General features: G+C 66.1%; 15 protein-coding genes. 8 read left to right on the forward strand and 7 right to left on the reverse strand.

Features of this window, described 5'->3' with window-relative positions; translation table 11 throughout:
• Positions 1-250 precede the first annotated feature (250 nt).
• The 5 genes from chvE to QN239_RS07415 are packed head-to-tail and all read left to right on the forward strand — an operon-like array spanning position 251 to position 6,457.
• Positions 251-1,339 (forward strand): multiple monosaccharide ABC transporter substrate-binding protein, encoded by a 1,089-nt coding sequence (gene chvE, locus QN239_RS07395; RefSeq protein WP_499009131.1) that lies wholly within the window; start codon positions 251-253, stop codon positions 1,337-1,339.
• Positions 1,340-1,359: 20 nt separating this feature from the next.
• Complete coding sequence (mmsA, locus tag QN239_RS07400) at positions 1,360-2,868, forward strand: multiple monosaccharide ABC transporter ATP-binding protein (protein ID WP_499016645.1); 1,509 nt, start codon at positions 1,360-1,362, stop codon at positions 2,866-2,868.
• Complete coding sequence (gene mmsB, locus QN239_RS07405; RefSeq protein ID WP_499009132.1) at positions 2,865-4,100, forward strand: multiple monosaccharide ABC transporter permease; 1,236 nt, start codon at positions 2,865-2,867, stop codon at positions 4,098-4,100. Before mmsA ends, mmsB begins: the two co-directional genes overlap by 4 nt.
• A gap of 36 nt (positions 4,101-4,136) precedes the next feature.
• Positions 4,137-5,243, forward strand: a complete 1,107-nt coding sequence (galT, locus tag QN239_RS07410; protein WP_499016648.1) for a galactose-1-phosphate uridylyltransferase — start codon at positions 4,137-4,139, stop codon at positions 5,241-5,243.
• A complete protein-coding gene (locus tag QN239_RS07415; RefSeq protein ID WP_499009134.1) occupies positions 5,240-6,457 on the forward strand; it encodes a galactokinase in 1,218 nt (405 codons plus the stop codon). The genes galT and QN239_RS07415 overlap by 4 nt, the downstream gene beginning before the upstream one ends.
• Here QN239_RS07415 and QN239_RS07420 read toward each other — a convergent pair.
• The 6 genes from QN239_RS07420 to QN239_RS07445 are packed head-to-tail and all read right to left on the reverse strand — an operon-like array spanning position 6,451 to position 12,956.
• Positions 6,451-7,383, reverse strand: a complete 933-nt coding sequence (locus tag QN239_RS07420; protein ID WP_499009136.1) for an aldose 1-epimerase family protein — start codon at positions 7,381-7,383, stop codon at positions 6,451-6,453. The two genes, QN239_RS07415 and QN239_RS07420, sit on opposite strands and share 7 nt — an antisense overlap.
• On the reverse strand, positions 7,384-8,388 hold the full coding sequence (locus tag QN239_RS07425; RefSeq protein WP_167164840.1) for a LacI family DNA-binding transcriptional regulator: 1,005 nt from the start codon (positions 8,386-8,388) through the stop codon (positions 7,384-7,386).
• A 20-nt stretch (positions 8,389-8,408) separates the two neighbouring features.
• Entirely contained in the window at positions 8,409-9,392 is a 984-nt protein-coding gene (locus QN239_RS07430) for an ABC transporter permease subunit (protein ID WP_499009137.1), read from the reverse strand.
• Positions 9,389-10,411 (reverse strand): ABC transporter permease, encoded by a 1,023-nt coding sequence (locus QN239_RS07435; RefSeq protein WP_499009139.1) that lies wholly within the window; start codon positions 10,409-10,411, stop codon positions 9,389-9,391. Before QN239_RS07435 ends, QN239_RS07430 begins: the two co-directional genes overlap by 4 nt.
• Positions 10,412-10,449: 38 nt before the next feature.
• Positions 10,450-11,961, reverse strand: coding sequence for a sugar ABC transporter ATP-binding protein (locus QN239_RS07440; protein ID WP_499009141.1), 1,512 nt, complete (start codon positions 11,959-11,961; stop codon positions 10,450-10,452).
• An 11-nt stretch (positions 11,962-11,972) separates the two neighbouring features.
• Positions 11,973-12,956 carry an ABC transporter substrate-binding protein gene (locus tag QN239_RS07445; protein WP_499009143.1) on the reverse strand — a complete coding sequence of 328 codons (984 nt, stop codon included), beginning with the start codon at positions 12,954-12,956 and terminating at the stop codon, positions 11,973-11,975.
• A 341-nt stretch (positions 12,957-13,297) separates the two neighbouring features.
• Here QN239_RS07445 and araB point away from each other — a divergent pair, with 341 nt between their 5' ends.
• From araB to araA, 3 genes are read left to right on the forward strand one after another with little or no spacing between them, the layout of a single operon-like run.
• A complete protein-coding gene (araB, locus tag QN239_RS07450) occupies positions 13,298-14,980 on the forward strand; it encodes a ribulokinase (protein ID WP_499009145.1) in 1,683 nt (560 codons plus the stop codon).
• Positions 14,981-14,994: 14 nt separating this feature from the next.
• A complete protein-coding gene (locus QN239_RS07455; protein ID WP_499009147.1) occupies positions 14,995-15,660 on the forward strand; it encodes an L-ribulose-5-phosphate 4-epimerase in 666 nt (221 codons plus the stop codon).
• Positions 15,660-17,177, forward strand: coding sequence for an L-arabinose isomerase (araA, locus tag QN239_RS07460; protein WP_499009149.1), 1,518 nt, complete (start codon positions 15,660-15,662; stop codon positions 17,175-17,177). Before QN239_RS07455 ends, araA begins: the two co-directional genes overlap by 1 nt.
• A gap of 3 nt (positions 17,178-17,180) precedes the next feature.
• Here the strand turns inward: araA and QN239_RS07465 are convergent, their stop codons facing one another.
• Positions 17,181-17,975, reverse strand: a complete 795-nt coding sequence (locus tag QN239_RS07465; protein WP_499009150.1) for a TIGR03621 family F420-dependent LLM class oxidoreductase — start codon at positions 17,973-17,975, stop codon at positions 17,181-17,183.
• Positions 17,976-18,016 lie beyond the last annotated feature (41 nt).

Genomic DNA, 18,016 nt, shown 5'->3' on the forward strand with positions numbered 1-18,016 from the left:
GGCGTGGCGGCGCCAGATGTGTCGTGATGTTAATGATCACATCGTGGTTCGAACGGTAGGGTCGCTGCCCCGGTGGTTTGACCCAAAAAATTCGGGCTCACCTGGGTAATTGGTGCGGCAGTGCAGCATCCCATTGACATCGAGTGAACTGGCTCACATACTTTCCGTGGAGTGTTAACGTTCACATTTGGAGAGAACGCGGGAATGGCTGGGTCTCGGAACCCCCGCCCGCGTGTCGGCAGGAGGAAAGATGCGGTTGCTGAGATGGTGTGTCGCCCTGTTGGTGATGGCCACCGTGGTGTTGGTCGGCTGCGGCCGGTCCACCGAGGCCGCCAAGGGTGGCAGCCCCGAGAAAGGCACGATCGGTATCGCGATGCCGACCAAGTCCTCGGAGCGATGGGTCGGCGACGGCCAGAACATGGTGGACCAGTTCCAGGCGTTGGGATACAAGACCGACCTGCAGTACGGCGATGATGTCGTGCAGAATCAGGTCTCGCAGATCGAGAACATGATCACCAAGGGCGTCCAGCTCCTGGTGATCGCACCGATCGACGGATCCTCGCTGACCAATACGCTGCAGCGCGCCGCCGATGCCAAGATCCCGGTCATCAGCTACGACCGGTTGATCAAGGGCACCCCGAACGTGAACTACTACGCCACCTTCGACAACTTCAAAGTCGGAGTGCTCCAGGCCAATTACATCGTCGACAAGCTCAAACTCGCCAGTGGCGCCGGACCGTTCAACATCGAACTGTTCGCCGGATCGCCCGACGACAACAACGCCACCTTCTTCTACGACGGTGCGATGAGTGTGCTTAAGCCCTACATCGACAGCGGGAAGCTGGTGGTGCGCAGCGGGCAGACCACCTTCGACCAGGTCGCTACGCTGCGCTGGGACGGCGGACTGGCTCAGTCCCGGACCGACAACCTGCTCAGCCAGGCCTACACCACGGCCCGCCTGGACGCCGTGCTCTCACCGTATGACGGCATCTCCCGCGGTGTGCTCTCGGCGCTCAAGAGCGCCGGCTACGGCAATGCGGCCAAACCGCTGCCCATCGTCACCGGCCAAGACGCCGAACTCGCCTCGGTGCAGTCGATCGTCTCCGGTGAGCAGACCCAGACCGTCTTCAAGGACACCCGCGAACTCGCCAAGGCGGCAGTCCAGGAGTCCGACGCCGTGCTGACCGGTGGTACCCCGATGGTCAACGACACCAAGACCTACAACAACGGGGACAAGGTCGTGCCGTCCTATCTGCTGGACCCGGTGAGCGTCGACAAGTCCAATTACCAGAAGGTCCTGATCGATTCGGGCTACTACACGCCGGACCAGGTGAAGTGACCGCGACACCGCTATTGGAGATGCGGGGAATCACCAAGGAGTTTCCCGGTGTCAAAGCGCTGTCCGGAGTGGACCTCACGGTGCAGACCGGTGCCATCCACGCCATCTGTGGTGAGAACGGGGCCGGCAAGTCGACCCTGATGAAGATCCTCAGCGGCGTGTACCCGCACGGCAGCTACGAAGGGGAGATCCGATTCGGCGGGGAGCTGTGCGCATTTCGGGATATCCGTTCCAGCGAGCGGTGCGGTATCGCGATCATCCACCAAGAGCTCGCCCTGGTGCCCTACCTCTCGATCGCCGAGAACATGTTCCTCGGCAACGAGATCTCACGTCGCGGGGTGATCTCCTGGGACCGGACGCTGCAGAAGGCGCAGGCGCTGCTGGATCGAGTGGGTCTGCGCGAAAGCCCGCAGACCCGGGTCTCCGATATCGGCGTCGGTAAACAGCAACTCGTCGAGATCGCCAAGGCGCTGTCCAAGGATGTCCGCTTGCTCATCCTCGACGAACCGACCGCGGCGCTCAACGATTCGGACAGCAGACACCTGCTCGAGCTGATCGTCGGCCTGCGCGAGCACGGCATCACCTCGATCATCATCTCGCACAAGCTCAATGAGGTGCTGCAGGTCGCCGACACCGTCACCACCTTGCGGGATGGTCGCACCATTGACACCGTGCCAGTCGACGAGAACCTCACCGAGGACGCCATCGTGCGGGCGATGGTCGGCCGTGATCTGTCCGACCGGTTCCCGTCCCGGCAGGGCTGCGAGATCGGCGATGTGGTGTTCTCGGTGGCCAACTGGACCGTGCTGCACCCCATCGACCAACACCGCAAGGTTGTCGACGATGTCACGCTGAACGTCCGCGCCGGGGAGATCGTCGGGATCGCCGGGCTGATGGGCGCCGGCCGTACCGAGCTCGCGATGAGCGTGTTCGGGCGATCGTACGGGCGCTACGAGAACGGCAAGGTGTTCAAGGCCGGCCGCGAGATCGACACCAGTACGGTGCCGCGCGCCATCGGCAACGGAATCGCTTATGCCACCGAGGATCGCAAGAGCCTGGGGCTCAACCTGATGGACAGCATCGCCACCAGTATCAGCCTGGCTTCCCTGGACAAGGTCAGCCACCACTCGGTCATCGACCATCACGAGGAGACCCGGATCGGGGAACAGTTCCGGTCCTCGATGCGAATCAAGACCGCGTCGGTGCAGACCGCCACCGGGAAACTGTCCGGTGGCAACCAGCAGAAGGTGGTGCTCAGCAAGTGGCTGTTCACCGACCCCGATGTGCTGATCCTGGACGAACCGACCCGCGGTATCGACGTCGGCGCCAAGCACGAGATCTATGTCCTCATCAACGAACTCGCCGCCCGTGGCAAGGCCGTCCTCGTCATCTCTTCCGAACTGCCTGAGCTGCTCGGGCTTTGCGATCGCATCTACACCCTCAGTCAGGGCCGGTTGACCGGAGAGGTGCCGCGCGCCGACGCGACACAAGAGACCCTGATGCACCACATGATGAAAGGATCCGCGTGACCATCACCGCGAAACAGCCGGCGCCCGATATCAACAAGGGCGGAACGCCGCCGACCGGACGCGGCGGCAACGCGGTGACGCGGTTCCTGATGTCGCACGTGCGTCAGTCCGGAATGGTGGTCGCGCTGATCGCGATCTTGCTGCTGTTCCAGGTGTGGACCGGCGGTATCGTCCTCAAACCGCTCAACGTCACCAACATCATCCAGCAGAACGGCTACATCCTGGTCCTGGCGATCGGGATGGTCATCGTGATCATCAACGGTCACATCGACCTGTCGGTGGGCTCGGTGGCGGCCTTCACCGGGGCGATGGCCGGCGTCCTGATGGTGCGCAACGATATGCCGTGGCTGCTGGCCGTGCTGCTGTGCATCGGGATGGGCGCGCTCATCGGCGCATGGCAGGGCTTCTGGATCGCCTACGTGGGTATTCCGTCGTTCATCGTGACACTCGGCGGCATGCTGGTGTTCCGCGGCGCCACCCAGTACGTGCTCGAAGGACAATCGATCGCGCCGATGCCCCGCGGGCTGGAGCAGGTCAGCAGTGGCTTCCTGCCCGAACTCGGCAATGCCGCGCTCTACCACTGGCCGACGGTGATCCTCGGCGGCATTGCCGTGGTCGCCACCGTGATCATGCAGATCCGGCGCAGACGCGCACAACTGCAGTATGGCCAGGAGGTCTCCAGCCGAACCCTGTTCATCGCCAAGTGCGCAGGGATCGTGGTGGCGCTGGGTGCGGTGACCCTCTTGCTGGCCAGCTACCGCGGTGTGCCGATCGTCGGCATCATCCTGGTCGTACTCACCCTGGTCTACGCATTCCTGATGCGTAACACCGTGTTCGGGCGCCAGGTGTATGCCGTCGGCGGCAACGCCGCGGCCGCCAGCCTGTCCGGTGTCCGCAACAAACGGGTCACCCTGCTGGTGTTCGTGAACATGGGGATGCTGGCCGCGGTCGCCGGGCTGCTGTTCGCCGCGCGGCTGAATTCGGCCACCCCGCAGGCCGGGATCAACTTCGAGCTGGAGGCGATCGCCGCGGCCTTCATCGGCGGAGCATCGTCCAGCGGAGGCGTGGGCACCGTGTTCGGCGCCATCATCGGTGGTCTGGTGCTCGGTGTGCTGAACAACGGGATGTCGATCGTCGGCATCGGCAGCGACGTGCAACAGGTCATCAAAGGTCTCGTGTTGCTGGCGGCCGTCGGCTTCGATATCTACAACAAGCGCAGGGGCGGTCGCTGACCCGTGCCCACACCGCCTACCGTCACACCCACGACCATCCGCAAGACCGTCACCACACTGGCAGACGGCCGCCGGCTCATCTACTTCGACGAACTCGACAGCGGAGGGCGGATGCGGCGGACCGGAGGGCTCACCGACACCAGGCCGCTGGAGCCCGCGGTGTCGGAATCGCAGCTGCGCTACGACGTGCTCACCGGCGAATGGGTGACCATCGCCGCGCACCGGATGGACCGGACATTCCTGCCGGGCCCGGACGATTCGCCACTGGCACCGACCAGGCCGGGCCGGCCGGCCACCGAGATACCCGCCGCCGACTACGACGTCGTCGTCTTCGAAAACCGTTTCCCCGCATTGTCCTCCCGTGCCGCGGCGACCGACACCCATGTCGACGGTGAGCCGCTGTGGCCGCAGGTACCGGGTACGGGCAGCTGCGAGGTGGTGTGCTTCACCAGCGATCCCGATGCCAGCTTCGCCACCCTGGGGCATCGGCGGGCACGCACCGTCGTCGAGGCGTGGGCGGATCGCACCGCCGAACTGTCGACGGTACCCGGTGTGCAACAGGTGTTCTGCTTCGAGAATCGCGGTCGCGAGATCGGGGTGACGCTCACCCATCCGCACGGCCAGATCTACGCCTATCCGTTCCTGCCGCAGCGGACCAAGGCAATGGTTCGGCAGGCCCGCTGCCACGCCGCCACCACCGGTCGCAACCTGTACGACGATATCCTTGGCGCCGAACGCGATTCGGGACGCCGGCTGCTTGTGGCCGCCGAGCACTGGACCGCGTTCGTCCCCGCCGCCGCACGCTGGCCGCTGGAGATCCACCTTGTGCCGCATCGTGATGTGCCGGATTTCCCCGCGCTGACCGATGCCGAACGGGACGAGTTGGCCACGATATATCTGCAGTTGCTAGGCAGGGTCGACCGCTTCTTCGACGGGGTGGACCAGACTCCGTACATCGCGGCATGGCACCAGGCACCGGTCGGACCCGACCGTGCCCACGGACGGCTGCACCTTCAGTTGTTCTCCCTCATGCGTGCGCCCGGCCGGATGAAGTATCTGGCCGGTTCGGAATCCGCGATGGGGGCGTGGGTCAACGACACCACTCCGGAACACATCGCCGACCGGCTTCGGGAGATCGCATGAGGGCACCGACGATGAACAACCTTGATCTGGTGGCTCCTGCTGCGCCCGACGAACTCTGTGGTCGGGCCGACGACCTGTTTCGGGAGCGCTTCGGCGGGGCGCCGGACGGGGTGTGGATGGCGCCGGGCCGGGTCAACCTGATCGGCGAGCATATCGACTACATCGGCGCATCGGTCATGCCTTTCGCGCTGCCTTACGCCACCGCCGTCGCGGTCCGGGTGCACAACGAGGACCGGGTCCGGCTGGCATCGACCGGTCACCAGGACCACTGGGAGGGCGGCGGTGCGGATATCGGGCCACACCGGCCGAACGGCTGGGCCGGGTACGTCGCCGGGGTGCCGTGGGCGATGACCTATCACGACACCATTGCCCGGATACCGGGTCTGGATATCGCCGTGCACTCGTCGGTGCCGCAGGGCGCCGGCCTGTCAAGCTCGGCCGCACTGGAATCGGCGACCGCGCTGGCGATCGCCGAGTTGTTCGGCGCGGCGACCGACGATTCCGGGCGCCGCACGCTGGCCCGCGATTGCATCACCGCCGAGAACGTCGTGGTCGGTGCCGCCACCGGTGGCATGGATCAGTCCGCCGCGCTGCGTGCCCGCGCCGGCCATGTGATGCTCTTGGACTGCAACACCTTTGGTGTGGAACACCTGAAACTCGACTGCCGGCCTGCGGGAGTGCTCTTCCTGGTGATCAACACCAACGCACCGCACCGGCTGGTCGAAGGATCCTACGGGCTGCGGCGGTCTCGGGTGGAGCGGGTGTGCGCGCGCATCGGCCGTTCGGCCCTGCTACACACCGACGATGTCGACGCGGTGTTGAACTGCGCCGGAACCGACGACCCGCCGCTGCGACGCGCGTTGCGGCATGTCCTGACCGAGATCCGCCGGGTCAGCGCGGTCGCCGATCTGCTGCGTGCGGAGGAGATCGCGGCCATCGGACCACATCTGAGCGCCTCGCACGCGTCGCTGCGCGATGATCTGGTGGTCAGTTCGCCGGAGCTGGACACCGCGGTGGACGCCGCCCTGGAGGGGGGCGCACTGGGTGCGCGGATGATCGGCGGCGGGTTCGGCGGTTCGGCGCTGGCGTTGGTCAGGACCGAACGATTGCGGGACGTCATCGAAGCCGTCGGCCGGGCCGCCCAGGACCACCGGCTACCGAAACCGGATTTCCTGTGCGGTATCCCGAGCGGGGCGGCGCGCCGCGTCTACTGAGCGGCGCCGCGGTACCGGATCGACCATGATGCCGACCAGTCCTGGCCGGGCTCAAGCCACCGCAGGCCGGCCCCACTGTTGAGGGCGTCGGCCGGGGCGGTCATCGGTTCCACCGCGATCGCGGTGCTGAATCCGTCACCGACCGGGTAGCGGCGGGTGGTGAACACCTGGAGATAGCCGAATTGCTCATCGGCCCACAGGGATACCGTCCGACCGTCGGGTGCGCTCAAGGTGTGTGTGCTACCGCCGTCGCTCATGTGCAGACCCGTCCAGGCATCGTCCAGGTCGAGATCGGCCACCAGACGCCCGCCCCGCAGATCCCAGTAACCGCCGCGCACCGGGCTGACCCCGACGGGATTGAGGCGGTCGTCCACATCGATGTGGTCATCGGCGGCGACGGTCAATGTCAGTGCGGCCGTGGGCACATCGCCGATGCACAGGAACGGGTGGGTGCCGATGCCGACGGGTGCGGTCTCCGGTCCGGTGTTCGCGACGGTGTGCGTGACGTGCAGACCGTCGTCGACCAGGGCATAGCGGACCCGGGTGTCCAGCTGAAACGGGTACCCGTGTTGCGGAAAGACCTGCGCCCCGAGGACCGCACAGGAATCTGTGTGCTCCAGTAGCCGATACTCGGTGAAGCACAGGAGTCCGTGCAGGGCGTTGGCTCGCCGCGGTTCGGTGATATCGAGATACTGTGTGACGCCACGGTGTGTCCAGCGGCCGTCGCGTACCCGATTCGGCCATGGCATCAACACCGTGCCCGAGTAGAACGGCCGCAGCACGTCGGGCCGATAGCCCGGGGTGAGATCGACACCGTCCACTGCCAGCTCCCTGATCGCCGCTCCCACCCCGGTGAGCACGGCGCGCACCCGTCCGTCCGACAGCTCGTATTCGAGGCCGTGGGCGGTGACCTCGGTGGTACGCACCTAGGCCGTCCTCGGCGGGGGCGCCGTGCTGTCCCGCACCACGAGATCCGCGCCCAGCAGCGCCGTCTCGCATTCGGTATCGGACAGTTGAGCTTTCACCAGGGCAATGGCGCGATGGCCGACCGCGGCGAAGTCCTGGCGGATGGTGGTCAGCGCGGGGATGAGATAGGGCGCTTCGGGGATGTCGTCGAAACCCACCACACTGACCTCGTCGGGCACCCGGCGGCCGGCCTCGGCCAGCGCGTGCAGCACCCCGATGGCCATGTGGTCGTTGGCGACGAAGATCCCGGTGATATCGGGATCGGCCGCGATCTGCTTGCCGAGCTCGTACCCACGCCCCGCGCTCCAGTCACCGCGCCACTGTGGGCGCGGCGCCAATCGCGCGGCGAGCATCGCGTCGAGGTACCCCTTGGTGCGCGCCGTCGCCTCTGGCCAGCCATCGGGGCCGCTGACATGGGCTATCTCGGTGTGGCCGAGGTCGATCAGATGCTGCGTGGCCGTGCGGGCGGCGCCGATCTGATCGACCCCGACCGACAACCCGGACCCGGACAGATCACCTTCCACCACGATCACCGGTACCCCGAAATCCTCGGAGCTCACCACGTTGAGGGCGTCCTGCTGTGCCACGATCATCACGATGGCTTCCACCGCCAGCCGCGACAGATGATCCAGCGCGCTGCGAATCTCCTGTCGTGTCAACGACGCCAGTGTCACCGAGCTGGAGAAGAAACCCGCCTCCCGAGCCGACTCCTCCACCGAGCGTTGGGTGCTCGCCGGACCGTACTGGGCGGTGCTGCTGCCGATGATCCCGATGATGCCCGACCTGCTCGTGACCAGCGCGCGGGCCACGCTGTTGGGGCGGTAGCCGAGTTGGGCGATGGCGTGCTCCACCCGTTCGCGGGTGGCGGGCCGGATACTGGGGGAGCCGTTGATCACCCGCGACACCGTCTGATGAGACACCCCGGCGAGCCGGGCAACGTCGGACATGACTGGCTTGCGGCTCATCGACCTATTATTGCCGGGGCTCATGACGTCGGCCGCACCAAGACACGCTGGACCAGAACAAATATCAGCAACAGCGCGCCGGTCATGATGCGGGTCCAGTAGGAATCGAGATTGGCCGCGGTGACGAACGTCTCGATGGTGCCCAGCACCAGCACCCCGATCAGGGCGCCCGCGACGTAGCCCACGCCCCCGGCCAGGATGACACCGCCGATCACGGCCGCGGCGATGGCGTCCAACTCCAGCCCGATTCCGTTGTTGCTGTAGCCCGACAGCTTCTGCACGGCCAGCAGGACGCCCGCCAGCGATGCGCAGAATCCGCTGATGACGTACACCGATATCCGGGTCGCCGCCGCGTCCAAACCCATCAGCTGTGCCGACTGCCGGTTACCGCCGACCGCGTACACCGTTCTGCCGAACCGGGTCAGGTGCAGGACGTACAGCGCGACCACCACCACGACGAGCGCGATGACCACCGGCCAACGGATGAATTTGTCGTCGTAGAGGTACAGGTAGTGCAGACCCAGGGTGCGCACCGCCGGATCCTTGATGGGCAGTGAATCGACGCTCACGACGTAACACATCCCGCGTGCCAGGAACATGCCGGCCAATGTCGCGACGAACGGCTGGACATCGAAGCGTTCGATCATGACGCCCATCACCAGTCCCAGTGCGGGACCGACGAGCATGACGGTGATGATCGCGACGGAGGTGGGCCAGCCCTGTTGCAGGGTCTTGGCCAGGATGACCGTCGACAGCGCGACCACCGACCCGACGCTCAGATCGATACCGCCGGTGAGGATCACGAAGGTCATCCCGACGGCCAGCACGATGAGATAGGAGTTGTCGACGAACAGGTTGAGGAAAACCTGTGTGGGGCTGGCGAAATCGTAACGATTGAGGACACCGCCGAACATCACGGCGAACAGTGCCAGAGTGGCCAGCGGTCCGGTGTACTTTCCGGTCGCGAGCTTACGGATCCGGGGTGAGGCGAGGGTGGTCGTCATGCGGGCACCTTCGGCTCGGTCCGGGGGGCACGTGTCGGTGCGGTGGGAGGTCCAGACGTGGGACGTCGGCGGCCGCGGGTGAACGACGCGCGGAACTTCGCCGACTGCATGAGACAGACCGCGACCACCACAACGGATTTGAACACCAGCGTGACCTCAGGTCGGATACCCAGCGTGTAGACGGTGGTGGTCAGTGCCTGAATGATCAACGCGCCCAGCAGGGTCCCGGTGAGACTGTAGCGGCCGCCGAGCAGTGAGGTGCCCCCGATCACGACCGCCAGGATGGCATCCATCTCGATCCACAGCCCGGCGTTGTTGGCGTCGGCGGCGGAGATGTTCGAGGCGATCATCAGGCCGGCGATGCCGGCGCACAGCGCGCAGAACAGATACACCGCGAAAACGATGGTCCGGCTGCGTACCCCGGCCAGCCTGCCTGCCTCGGGATTGATCCCGACGGCCTCCAGCAGCATGCCCAGCGCCGTGCGGCGGGTGAGCAGGCCGATCAGCACGAATATCGACAGACTCACCAGGATCGCGACCGGCAGGCCCAGAAAGTAGCCCGCCCCCAGCATCTTGAACGGGGCGCTGGTGACGGTGACGATCTGGCCTTCGGTGACGAACAGGGCGATACCGCGTCCCGCGGTCATCAGGACCAGCGTGGCGATGATGGGTTGGATACCCAGCACCGCCACCAGGGTGGCGTTCCACAGACCCAGCACGGCGGCCGCCAGTACGGCCAAGGCCATCGCCGTCAGGACTGTGGCGACGCTGTCGGGCTGTGGTGAGCCGGCGATGTGTGCGCACGCCACGGCGCCGGCGATCGCCACCACTGCGCCGACGGACAGATCGATGCCGCGGGAGGCGATCACCAGCGTCATGCCCAGCGCCACGAGGAGTGTCGGTGCACCGTTGCGCAGGATGTCGATGAGGCTGCCGTACAAGTGCCCGTTCTGGACGCGCACACTGAGAAAGCCGGGGGACAGCGCGGCGTTCGCGGCGAGCAGCGCGATGAGCGCCATTGCGGGCCAGAATAATTGGTGTGCAGCGATCCTTCTGGTCATGACGGGCTCGCCGCGATCAGTTCGTGCAGGTCGGGATGTTGGTCGGTGTCGACCTGGGCGACGTTGCGACGGTCCCGCATCACCGCGATGCGATGGGACACCCGGGTCACCTCCTCAAGCTCGGCGGAGATGAACAGCACGGCCATCCCGCCGGCGGCCAACTCCGTGACAAGTTTTTGGATCTGGGTTTTCGCGCCGATGTCGATACCCCGGGTGGGCTCGTCGAGGATGAACAGCTGCGGTTCGGTGATGAGCCAGCGGGCCAGCAGCACCTTCTGCTGATTGCCGCCGCTCAGGTTCTTCATCAGGGCATCGGGCCGGCGCGGCCGGATGTCGAAGGCTTCCATGTACTTGTCGACCAGTTCGTCCTTGGCTCGCGCCGACAACGGCCGGGCGAAGCCGCGGCGGGCCTGCAGCGCGAGCACCAGGTTGTCCCGAACGGTGAGTTCCCCGAAAACACCGTCTTCCTTGCGGTTCTCGGAGGTGAACGCGAACCGGTGGTCGATGGCGGTGCGCGGCGTCCGCATGATCACCCGTTTGCCGTCGACACACAGCTGACCGGCGGTGGCGCGGTCGGCCCCGAAGATCAGCCGGGCCAGTTCGGTGCGGCCCGATCCCAGCAGCCCGGCCAGCCCGATGATCTCGCCGCGGCGGATATCGAGGGTGACCGGTTCCACCGCGGGCACCCGGCCCAAACCCTGGAGTGACACCACCGGCGTGCCGGTCACCTCGATTGCCGCCGTCGTGTCGGCGACCTCGTCGAGAGCGTCGACAGCGCGGCCCAGCATGGCGGTGACCAGGCCGACTCGGGGTAGATCGGCGGTCAGGTACTCTCCGACCAGTTTTCCGTTGCGTAGCACCGTGATCCGGTCGGAGATCGCATAGATCTGATCGAGGAAGTGCGAGACGAACAGGATCGCCGTCCCGGTGTCGCGCAGCCGGCGGATGACTCCGAACAGTTCGCTGACCTCACCGGCGTCCAGGCTGGAGGTGGGTTCGTCGAGGATGAGTACCGCCGACCGCATGGCGGTGGCCCGCGTGATCGCCACCAACTGTTGCACCGCGATGGGATGGGCGCCCAGCCGTGACCGGGAGTCGATGTCGAGTTCGAGCTGGGCGAGGAGTTCGCCGGCCCGGCGGTGCAGGGTGCGGTAGTCGATATGCCCCCACCGTCGCGGTTCTCTGCCGAGCAGGATGTTCTCGCCGACCGAGAGGTTCGGGCACAGGTTCACCTCCTGGTAGACGGTGCTGATCCCGGCTTCCTGGGATTGGCGCGGCCCCGTGAAGGACCGTGGCGTGCCGTCTACGATGATCTGCCCGGAGTCGACGGGATACACCCCGGTCAACGCCTTGATCAGGGTGGACTTTCCGGCGCCGTTCTCACCCATCAGGGCGTGCACCTCGCCGGGCAGTAACCGGAAGTCCACGGCATCAAGCGCTTTGACTCCGGGGAACTCGACGCAGACGTCCCGTATCTCGACGACGGGTACGGGCTCCTTCGAGGGCATATCCCCGCCGCTCAGTACTGACGTCCGGGCAGCGCTTTGATCGCCTGCTGCTGATCGAAGGCTTCGTCGGGAACGACGACCCGGGTCGGCACCTGCTCACCCGCGGCCACCTGCTTCACCAGATCCATGAGTTTCGGCCCGAGCAGTGGGTTGCACTCGACGATGTAGTTGAACTTCCCGTCGGCCAGCGCCTGCATCCCGTCGTGGGTGGCGTCGACCGCGACGATCTTGATGTCCTTGCCGGGGACCTTGCCCGCGGCCTCGATGGCCTCCATGGCGCCCAGGCCCATATCGTCGTTCTGCGCGAACACCACATCGATCTTCGGGGTCGATTTCAGCAGGGCTTCCATGACCTGCTTGCCGCCGGAGCGGGTGAAATCACCGGTTTGCGAGGCCACGATCCGCAGGTTCGGGTTCGACGAAATGCCTTGCTTGAAACCGGTGTCGCGGTCGATGGCCGGGTCGGCGCCGGTGGTGCCCTCCAGCTGAACGATGTCGACCTGCCCCGGTGCACCGGCGTACTGATCGGCCACCCACGTGCCGGCCCGCTTGCCTTCCTCGACGAAATCGGCGCCGATGAACGTCTTGTAGACGTCCTTCTCCTGGGTGTCGATCGCCCGGTCGGTGAGAATCACCGGAATCTTGGAGTTCTTGGCCTCCAGAAGCACTGCGTCCCAACCGGTGCGAACCACCGGGCTGAAGGCGATGACATCGACGCCCTGCTGGATGAATGAGCGGATGGCCGAGATCTGCTTCTCCTGTTCGCCATTGGCATCGGCGAACTTCAGGTCGATGCCGGCGGCTTGCGCGGCGGTCTTGATGGACTGGGTGTTGGCGGTACGCCAACCGCTTTCGGCGCCGACCTGGGCGAAGCCCAGCGTGGTCGCGCCGCCGGCACCACCGCTACCGCCTTCGGGTGCCTTCCCGCTCCCGCAGGCCGCCACGGCGACGGTGACGGCGGCGATGCCGATGACGGCCGCAAAGGTTCTCTTCACACCTGACTCCTGTTCGTTCCCGGGATCTGCCGCTCGGCCGCGCGCCGATGGCCGGCATCGCCGGCAGGGGAGAAAGTGGCCGGCATCACATTTTGGATGTTAACGATCACCTAGCGGCGGGTCAACCCCGGTCCGGTGCCGGCGCGAGGGGTGCCAGTCGCTGGTCTCGGCCAGCATGAGCAGCACGCACGGCCGCGCGCGTGGGGTGTGGTGACGACACAAATCGTGCGTTGACCGATCGCGAATGTTCACGTTAACATTCGCAGTGTGATGCAGGGCACAGGAGTGGTAGGGGTGGTCGCGATGGTTCGTTTCCGCACCATGGCGGAGAGGGTGGCTCGATGACCAAGGGTAGGTATGTCGTCGGTATCGACTTCGGGACGTTGTCCGGGCGTGCCTTGGTGGTGCGCGTCTCCGACGGGCAGGAACTGGCGTTCGCCGACCACGTGTACCGCCACGGTGTGATCACCGAGGCGCTGCCGGGCGTTGCCGACGTCCGGCTCCCACCGGACTATGCACTGCAGGTACCCGAGGACTATGTCGACGTGCTGCGGTTTGCGGTGCCGGAGGCGGTCGCCGCAGCGGGTATCGACCCCGCCGACGTCATCGGGGTGGGAACCGATTTCACCGCCTGCACCATGGTGCCCACCCGTGCCGACGGCACTCCGCTGTGTCAGCTCGCCGAATTCGCCGACCGCCCACACGCTTACGCGAAACTGTGGCGTCACCACGCCGCGCAACCGCAGGCCGACCGCATCAATACCCTGGCCGCCGTGCGGGGAGAGACATGGCTGCCGCGCTACGGCGGATTCATCTCCAGCGAATGGGAATTCGCGAAGGGCCTGCAGATCCTGGAGGAGGACCCGCAGGTCTATGCCGCCATCGACCGGTGGGTGGAGGGCGCCGACTGGATCGTCTGGCAGCTCACCGGAACCTATGTGCGCAATGTCAGCACCGCAGGCTACAAGGCGATCCGCCAGGACGGCGCCTATCCGTCCAGGGATTTCCTGGCCGCGCTCAATCCAGACTTCGCCGATTTCGTCGCCGACAAGATCGAACAACCGATCGCCGCGCTCGGTGCTTCGGCCGGTCACCTGACCGCACAGGCTTCGGCATGGACCGGGCTGCCCGCCGGAATCCCGGTGGCCGTGGGCAATATCGACGCCCATGTCACCGTGGCCGCTGCCGATGCCGCCGAGCCGGGTCGCCTGGTCGCGATCATGGGCACCTCCACGTGCCACGTGATGAACGCCCGTGAGGTCCGCGACGTACCGGGCATGTGTGGAGTGGTCGACGGCGGCATCACCATGGGGCTCTGGGGCTACGAAGCGGGACAATCCGGCGTCGGCGACATCTTTGCCTGGTTCACCAAATCCAGTGTGCCCGAGCAGTACACGCGGGAAGCGCAGCAGCGCGGTATATCGGTACACGAACACCTGTCGGAGTTGGCCGCCCAGCAGGAGATCGGTCAACACGGACTGGTCGCCTTGGACTGGCACAGCGGTAACCGCTCGGTGCTGGTCGACCACCACCTGTCGGGGGTGATCGTCGGGCAGAGCCTGGACACCACCTGTGTCGACCAGTACCGCGCGCTGCTGGAGGCGACCGCATACGGCACCCGGATGATCGTCGAGACCTTCAACCGCGCGGGAGTCCCGGTCGAGGAGCTCGTGGTCGCCGGCGGTTTGATCAAAAACCGTCTGCTGATGCAGATCTACGCCGATATCACCGGATTACCGCTGTCCTGTGTGACCTCGACGCAAGGGCCCGCTCTCGGTGCCGCCATCCATGCGGCAACCGCGGCCGGTATCTACCCCGATGTGCCCACCGCGTCGGCCCAGATGGGCGGGCGCACCAGAAATGCGTTCCTGCCGATCCCGGAGAACGTCGAACGCTACAACGCCCTGTACGCCGAGTACGTGGCCCTGCACGACTGGTTCGGTCGGGGAAACCCGATGATGCGCAGGCTGCGGGCGATCCGCGCGGCGGCCGGCCAACCCGATATGGCGAGGATTGCCCAGTGACCGTGGCATCAGAAGTGTCCCAAGTGATTACCCAGCTTCGGCGACAGGTGTGCGATCTGCACGCCGAGCTGACCCGCTACCAGCTGGTGATCTGGACCGCGGGCAACGTCTCCGCCCGCGTTCCCGGCCGGGAACTCATGGTCATCAAACCGTCCGGTGTCTCCTATGATTCGATGACGCCAGAGCAGATGGTGGTCTGCGACCTGCACGGTGAACTGGTCGACGGGGAACTCGCGCCCTCCTCGGACACCGCGGCGCACGCCTACGTCTACCGTCATATGCCGGAGGTCGGGGGCGTGGTGCACACCCACTCGACCTATGCCACGGCCTGGGCGGCGGTCGGGGAGCCCATCCCGTGCATCCTGACGATGATCGCCGACGAGTTCGGCGGTGAGATACCCGTCGGCCCGTTCGCTCCCATCGGCGACGACTCGATCGGGCGCGGGATCGTGGAGACGCTGCGCGGCAGCCGTTCTGCGGCCGTGCTGATGGCAAATCACGGCCCCTTCACCATCGGACCGGACGCCCGGTCGGCCGTCAAGGCCGCGGTCATGCTCGAAGACGTCGCGCGCACCGCCTACCTCAGTCGCCAGCTCGGCCGCCCCGCGCAACTCGCGGCCGGCGATGTCACCGCGCTCTACGAGCGCTACCAGAACGTCTACGGACAGAAAGAGGGCTGATGTCCAAGATCATGGAAAGTCCTGCCAGAAAAGAGATCTGGTTCGTCACCGGCAGCCAGTCGCTGTACGGTCAGGAGATCCTGGACCAGGTTGCCGAGCAATCACGGATCATCGCCGACCGGCTGGACGCCAGCGCGGACCTGCCGGTCCCGGTGGTATGGAAGCCTGTCGTCACCACCGGTGATTCCATCTACCGGTTGCTCAGCGAGGCGGGTACCAGCGATGAGTGCGTGGGTGTGATCGCCTGGATGCACACCTTCTCGCCGGCGAAGATGTGGATCCGGGGGCTGAACGCGCTGCGCCAGCCGCTGCTGCACTTCCACACCCAGTTCGGCGTCGAGATCCCCTGGGACACCATCGACATGGACTTCATGAACCTCAACCAGGCGGCGCATGGGGATCGCGAGTTCGGCTATATCCAGACGCGGCTGTCGGTGCCGCGCACGACGATCGCCGGCCATGTCGGTAATCCCGATACCACCGCGCGGATCGGTTCGTGGGCGCGGTCCGCGCTGGCCGCCGCGGACCTGCGCGGCCTGCGGCTTGCCCGGTTCGGCGACAACATGCGGGATGTCGCGGTGACCGAAGGTGACAAGGTGGAAGCCGAATCCCGGTTCGGCATCTCGGTGAACTCGTACTCGGTCAACGATCTGGTGGCCTCGGTCAACAGCGCCGCCGATACCGATATCGACAAGCTGGTGCAGGAGTACCAGGACCGATACGTCGTCGCCACGGAGTTGCGACCCGGCAACGAGCGGCACGACACCCTGCGTGAGGCCGCACGGATCGAGATCGGTCTGCGGCAGTTCCTCGAAGAGGGCGGATTCAGCGCGTTCACCACCAACTTCGAGGACCTCGGTGGCCTGCGCCAGCTGCCGGGCATCGCCGTGCAACGGTTGATGGCCGACGGCTACGGCTTCGGCGCGGAGGGCGACTGGAAGACCGCCGCCATGGTGCGTGCCGTCAAGACCATGGCTACCGGGCTGCCCGGTGGTACGTCGTTCATGGAGGACTACACCTACGACCTCACCCCCGGTGCGGAGTCGATCCTCGGGGCCCACATGCTCGAGGTGTGCCCCAGCATCGCCGCGCAGACCCCGTCCGTGGAAGCGCATCCACTCGGCATCGGTGGCCGGGAGGACCCGGTCCGGCTGCGTTTCACCGCTGCGCCCGGTGATGCCGTGGTGCTGGGCATCTGCGATGTCGGTGGACGGTTCCGGTTGGTGGCCAACGAAGTTCAGGTCATCGAGCCTCCTGCCGCCCTGCCGCGGCTGCCGGTCGCATGTGCGGTGTGGGAACCCCTGCCGTCATGGTCCACCTCGACCGAAACCTGGCTGATGGCCGGCGGGCCGCACCACACCGTGCTCACCACGGCGGTATCGGTGTCCGCGATTCGGGACCTGGCGTTGATCACCGGTACCGAACTCGTGACCATCGACGCCGGTACCGTCACCCATGACTTTCAGCGCGAACTGCGGTGGAATTCGGTGTACTACCACCTTGCCGACGGGCTGTGATGCCTACCTGAGTTCGGCGATCACCTTCCCGAACGCCTCGGCATGCGCGGACTGCACCACGAAGTAGGTGACGCCGTGCTCGTCGCGCAGCCGGCGCAGCTTGTCGGCCTGGTCTGCGGGCGTCCCGGACAGCACGCCCGGGTTGTCGAGCAGTTCCTCGTCGGTCGCATCCGGTGCGAACCGGCGCGTCATCTTGAGGTCCGGAATCCCGGACCCGTCGGTCGGCACCGCGGTGATGGCCACGTTGAGTTCCAGCGCGTCGAAACGGTCGCCGGCGACGGTGCGCAGGAACGCGACGCGATCGGCCAGATCGCCGGTGACACCGATGGTGGTGGCCCACCTGGCCGCCACGGTGAGCAGCCGGTCACCCCCGCCGGCGATCACGATCGGTGCGTCCGGGACGTGCTCGGCCAGATAGGCGGTGACGTGTGCCAGGTAGTCGATGCGCTTCCCGGCGCTGGGGAACGGCAGCTCGGCAGCGTCGAACTCCTCCTTGACGTACCCCGCGCCCAGGCCGACCTCGAACCGGCCGCCGGAGATGTCGTGCAGGGTCTGCACATCGCGGGCCAGCAGGGCCGGCTTGTAGAAACAGGCATTGAGTACGAACGTCCCGAGGTGCAGCCGCTCGGTGGTGGTGGCCGCGGCGGTCAGGGCGGGAAACGGAGCGGCGATCCCCAGATGGTCGGGAACGAGCAGGATGTCGTAGCCGAGCTGCTCGGCGCGCCGAGCCTCGTCCTGGACGAACCCTGCGGAGGTGGCGTCGCGCATGCTGAAGCCGAACCGGAAGTCAGATGGCATACCGCGATCGTAAGCGCCGAGCCGGACAGCTCGGCGAAACG

Origin of the sequence: Mycolicibacterium sp. Y3 (assembly GCF_051188035.1) — a bacterium.
GTDB lineage: Bacteria > Actinomycetota > Actinomycetes > Mycobacteriales > Mycobacteriaceae > Mycobacterium > Mycobacterium fluoranthenivorans.

Coding starts and splice junctions, on each gene's coding strand:
- QN239_RS07435 (WP_499009139.1), bottom strand. CDS start 10,411: ATGGCGCTCATCGCGCTGCTCGCCGCGAACGCCGCGCTGTCCCCCGGC.
- mmsA (WP_499016645.1), top strand. CDS start 1,360: ATGCGGGGAATCACCAAGGAGTTTCCCGGTGTCAAAGCGCTGTCCGGA.
- QN239_RS07415 (WP_499009134.1), top strand. CDS start 5,240: ATGAGGGCACCGACGATGAACAACCTTGATCTGGTGGCTCCTGCTGCG.
- QN239_RS07430 (WP_499009137.1), bottom strand. CDS start 9,392: ATGACGACCACCCTCGCCTCACCCCGGATCCGTAAGCTCGCGACCGGA.
- chvE (WP_499009131.1), top strand. CDS start 251: ATGCGGTTGCTGAGATGGTGTGTCGCCCTGTTGGTGATGGCCACCGTG.
- QN239_RS07465 (WP_499009150.1), bottom strand. CDS start 17,975: ATGCCATCTGACTTCCGGTTCGGCTTCAGCATGCGCGACGCCACCTCC.
- araA (WP_499009149.1), top strand. CDS start 15,660: ATGTCCAAGATCATGGAAAGTCCTGCCAGAAAAGAGATCTGGTTCGTC.
- QN239_RS07425 (WP_167164840.1), bottom strand. CDS start 8,388: ATGAGCCGCAAGCCAGTCATGTCCGACGTTGCCCGGCTCGCCGGGGTG.
- araB (WP_499009145.1), top strand. CDS start 13,298: ATGACCAAGGGTAGGTATGTCGTCGGTATCGACTTCGGGACGTTGTCC.
- QN239_RS07440 (WP_499009141.1), bottom strand. CDS start 11,961: ATGCCCTCGAAGGAGCCCGTACCCGTCGTCGAGATACGGGACGTCTGC.